Origin of the sequence: Streptomyces sp. NPDC020845, from assembly GCF_044334165.1 — a bacterium.
Classification (GTDB): domain Bacteria; phylum Actinomycetota; class Actinomycetes; order Streptomycetales; family Streptomycetaceae; genus Streptomyces.
Genome location: NZ_JBIRSJ010000066.1, coordinates 1 through 4,426, shown reverse-complemented (window position 1 = coordinate 4,426; position 4,426 = coordinate 1). Strand labels below are relative to the sequence as shown.

The window sequence follows — 4,426 nt, the reverse complement described above, 5'->3', positions numbered from 1 at the left end:
GTGGTGATCCAGGCGAGGTAGTCGCGGTAGGGGGTGGTGGGGGGCAGGGTGGCTGCGGTTTCGTGGCCTTGGTGGGCGTAGAGGGTGAACAGTTCGCGCATGAGGACGGGGAGGGACCAGCCGTCGAGGAGGATGTGGTGGTTGGTGAAGACCAGGCGGTAGGACTGTGGGGCGAGGTGGATGAGGGTGAACCGGATCAGCGGCGGCTCATCCAGCTGGAACCGGCGGCCCAGGTCCTCCTCCAGCCAGGCCGCGAGAGAGCTCTCATGCGCATCGGGGTCGAGATGCGTCCAGTCGATCTCCTCCCACGGCAGTTCCACCTCGCGGGGAATGACCTGCACCGGGCGTGACAGGCCCTCGTGAAGGAACCCAGCCCGCAGATTCGCATGGCGACGAAGAAGCGCCTGCACGGAGGCCTTGAGAACCGGTACATCCAGTGGTCCCTCCACCCGGAAGGAGAACTGGGTCGTGTACACGTCCCGGCCATCGGTGTCGTAGAGAGCGTGGAAGAGCAGACCTTCCTGCAACGGCGCGAGAGGAAGAATGTCTTCCAGTTCGTGCTGAGTCACTTCTTCTTCCTCCACACCTTTTCCAGACGGTCGATGTCCGCCTGATTGATTCCGAGTAGGGGCAGGTCCGAGGGGGTACGGCCACCGGCGTCGGGGCGGGTGGCGTGGCGGGTGAGAGCGGTCAGCGCCTGGTGGTAGCCGTCGGCGAGCTGCTGGATCTCCCCACGGGTGAGAACGGCGTCCGGCCAGGTGAAGGTGGTGGTGAGGGTCGGGCCCTGCGGGGTGTCCTGGGTGAGTGAGCCGATGGCCAGGGTGTGAGACAGAGCCATACGGGGGTCGGCGCCGGAACCTGCCGCGGTGGACTCGGCAGCCGGTGCCCAATGGGCGGCCTGCCCGATGGGGAGGCGGCCGAGGTAGTTGAACCCGATCTGCGGGGCGGGGAGGCCGGCGAGGCCGGGGCTGGTGGCGGGGTTGAGATAACGCAGGAGTCCGTAGCCCATCCCGTCCTGCGGAATGGCGCGGAGCTGTTCCTTGACGCGCTTGAGGACACGCCCCAGGTCGTCCCCGCCACCCCATGCCTGAGCTTCATCGAAGCTTCCTGGGTCCAGCCTGACCGGGTATTGAGAGGTGAACCAGCCCACCGTCCGCGAAAGCTCGGCTGCCGTGATGCTCTCATGGCGTCCGTGGCTTTCAAGGTCGACCAGCACTCCGCCATCTCCGCCATCTCCGCCGTCTCCGCCACGTCGGCCGCGCTCGGCCCGCCAACGAAGCACGGCCAGTGTCAGGGCAGTCAGCAGGACATCGTTGACACCGGCATGGAACAGGGTGGGGACCTGGGTGAGCAGAGGCTCGGTCTGCTCCGGGGCCAGGGTCACCGTCAAGCGTTGCGCGGTGTCGAGGGTGTCCCGGGCGGGGTCCAGGGGTCGGGTACCGAGCTGCGGCTCGGGCGATCGGAGGATGCCCTGCCACAGGGGTAGTTCCCGCTCCTGCTCCGGATCCTGGGCATACGCGGTCAGATCGCTGGCCCATTGACGGAAAGAGGTGCCTACCGGCTGGAGTGTGGGGGTGGTCTGCGCGGTGGCTGCTTCCCAGGCCGCCTGGAGGTCGGGCAGCAGGATTCGCCAGGACACCCCGTCGACGACGAGGTGATGCACGACGATCAACAACCGCCCGGCCGCCTCGGGGCCGGCGTCGAACCACACGGCCTGAACCATCGCCCCCGACCTGGGCGAAAGCCGCTCCCGGGCGGACTCTGCCTCCGTCGCGACGACCTTGCTCAGAGCATCGTCGGCCAGACCGGAAACGTCGACGCGTTGCACGCACTCTGCCGCCCGCACCGCGCCAGCAGCGGGAATCTCGAGCTCCCAGGCGTCGCCCTCCCGCTCCACGAGGCCGGCGCGGAGAGCGTCGTGGTGGTCCAGCACGGCCTGCACCGCCACGATCAGATTGTCCAGGCCCAGCCGCTCAGGAACCTGGAGCAGTACGCCCTGGCTGAATCGCTCCACCGGCCCGCCACGCTCACGTAGTTGGTGCATGATCGGCGTCGGCACCACGGTGCCGAGAGCTTGGTCGGCGTCCCCGCTCGGAGCTGTGGCGCCGATGTCCGTTGCGACCAGGGCGAGGGCTTCCACGGTCTTACGCTCGAATACGTCCCGGGGTGTGAAGACCAGACCGGCAGCGCGTGCGCGGGCGACGAGCTGGATCGACACAATGCTGTCGCCACCCAGGTCGAAGAAGCTGTCGTCGATGCTGACGTTGGGTGTGGCGAGGACGTCGGCGAAGAGTGTGCACAGGGTCTGTTCGCGTGGTGTGCGGGGGGCACGTCCGGTGGTGGATGGGGTGTGGTCGGGGGCGGGGAGGGCGTTGCGGTCGAGCTTCCCGTTGGGGGTGAGCGGCAGGCGTTCGAGGGTGATGAGTGCGGTGGGCACCATGTAGTCGGGGAGTCGGTTCCTGACGGTCTGCAGTGCCTGAGCGGTGTCGATCCCTGCTTGCGCGTCGGTGGGTACGACGTAGCCCACGAGCCGTTTCTCCCCCGGCTGGTCCTCGCGCACGAGCACAGCGGCTTGAGCGACCGTGTCATGGGCGGTCAGGACGGCTTCGATTTCGCCGGGCTCGATACGGAAGCCGCGTACCTTGACCTGGGTGTCGGTGCGGCCGAGGTGTTCGAGTGTGCCGTTGGTGTTCCAGCGGGCGAGGTCGCCGGTGCGGTACATGCGGGTGCCGGGCGGGCCGAACGGGTCCGGGACGAAGCGCTCGGCTGTGGTGGCGGGCTGGTTGACGTAACCGTGCGCCAGGCCGGTCCCGGCGATGTAGAGCTCGCCCGCCACCCCCGCCGGTACGGGGCGCAGGGCGTTGTCCAGGACGTAGGTGCGGGTGTTGTCCATGGGCCGGCCGATGGGGACCGAGGTGCCGGGTGGTGTGGCGGGGGTCATGAGGTGCTGGGTGGCGCACAGGGTGATCTCCGTGGGCCCGTACAGCGATCGCACCCTGACGTGCGGGCAGGCTTGGAGCACGCGTTGGACGGCCGTGGGGGAGACCACGTCACCGCCGGTCAACACCTCCTGGACCTGGCCGAAACACCCGGGATCCTCCTCCGCGATCACCCGGAACAGCCCCGCCGTCACATGCACCGCACTCACCCCACCACCCGCCACCAGCTCACGCAGCGCCTGAGTGTCGACCTGCTCGTTGGGGGCTACGACGATTCGGCCGCCGGACAGCAGCGGCACCCAGATCTCGTAGTCGGAGGCGTCGAAGGCATGCGGAGCATGCATCAGCACCCGCTCATGCACACCATCCGTGTCCCCGGCCCACGCCCTGTCCAAAGCCAGCTCCACCACACCCCGGTGCGGTACCGCCACGCCCTTCGGCTCGCCGGTCGAGCCCGAGGTGTACATCACGTAGGCCAGCTGCAGCGGATGCCTGCCGTTCAGGGCCGGGTTGCTTTCGTCGGCATCGGCAGTGGTCAGGATCTCGTCGGTCACCTCGACCAGGCGCGCGTCTGCGGCGAAGCCGGCGGCCTGTGTGGGCCGGTCGGTGAGGAGTACGTCGGCGCGGCAGTCGCGCATGACCGAGCGCAGCCGTTCCACGGGATAGCCCTCGTGCAGCGGTACGTAGTATCCGCCCGTCTTCAGCACCGCCAGCAGGACGGCTATCAGATCGGCGGAACGCTCCATCCACACCGCCACCGCATGCCCCGGCTCGACCCCCAGCCGGATCAGGTACCGCGCCAGCCGATTCGCCCGCGCGTTCAGCTCCGCGTACGTCAGCTCCTGGCCCTGGAAGACGACCGCAACCGCGTCGGGGGTACGCGCCACCTGCGCCTCGAACAACTCCGACAGCACCGCATCCGGCATCCGACGGGCGGTGTTGTTCCAGTCGACCAGCACCTGCTGCCGCTCGGCCTCACCCAACACATCAACCTGTCCGACCGGTACATCGAGATCGGTGGCCATCGCTTCCAACACCCGCACCAGGCGATCAGCCAGCGCCTCCACCCACTCACGCTCAAACAGATCGCCCTGATACTCCAGGCGGAATACGAGTTCTTGCCCGGGCATCACGATGAGGCTGAGCGGGTAGTGAGTTCCGCTGCGGCCGCGTTCTTTGACGAATGTCAAGCCATTCTTGTCGGGATCAGGAGCGTCTGAGACGTTGAGTGGGTAATTCTCAAAAATTACGACGGTGTCAAACAGCTCGTCATGCCCTGCCAAGCGTTGGACCTGCGACAGCCCCAGGTGTTGGTGTGGCATGAGGCGGGTTTGTTGGTCTTGGAGTTGGGCGGCTGTTTGGGCGAGGGTTTGGGTGTTGTTGAGTTGTATGCGTACGGGGAGTGTGTTGATGAAGAGGCCGACCATGGTTTCGATGTGGGGTATGTGTGGGGGTCGGCCGGCGGTGGTGGCGCCGAAGGTGATGTC

2 protein-coding genes are annotated in these 4,426 nt (G+C 67.3%); both read right to left on the bottom strand.

The window, feature by feature from the left end; translation table 11 throughout:
• Positions 1-569 (bottom strand): condensation domain-containing protein (locus tag ACH4U7_RS53030; protein WP_398534917.1); only part of this gene is annotated, 569 nt, incomplete at its 3' end.
• Complete coding sequence (locus ACH4U7_RS53025; RefSeq protein WP_398534918.1) at positions 566-4,366, bottom strand: amino acid adenylation domain-containing protein; 3,801 nt, start codon at positions 4,364-4,366, stop codon at positions 566-568. The genes ACH4U7_RS53025 and ACH4U7_RS53030, both read right to left, overlap by 4 nt.
• Positions 4,367-4,426: the final 60 nt, after the last annotated feature.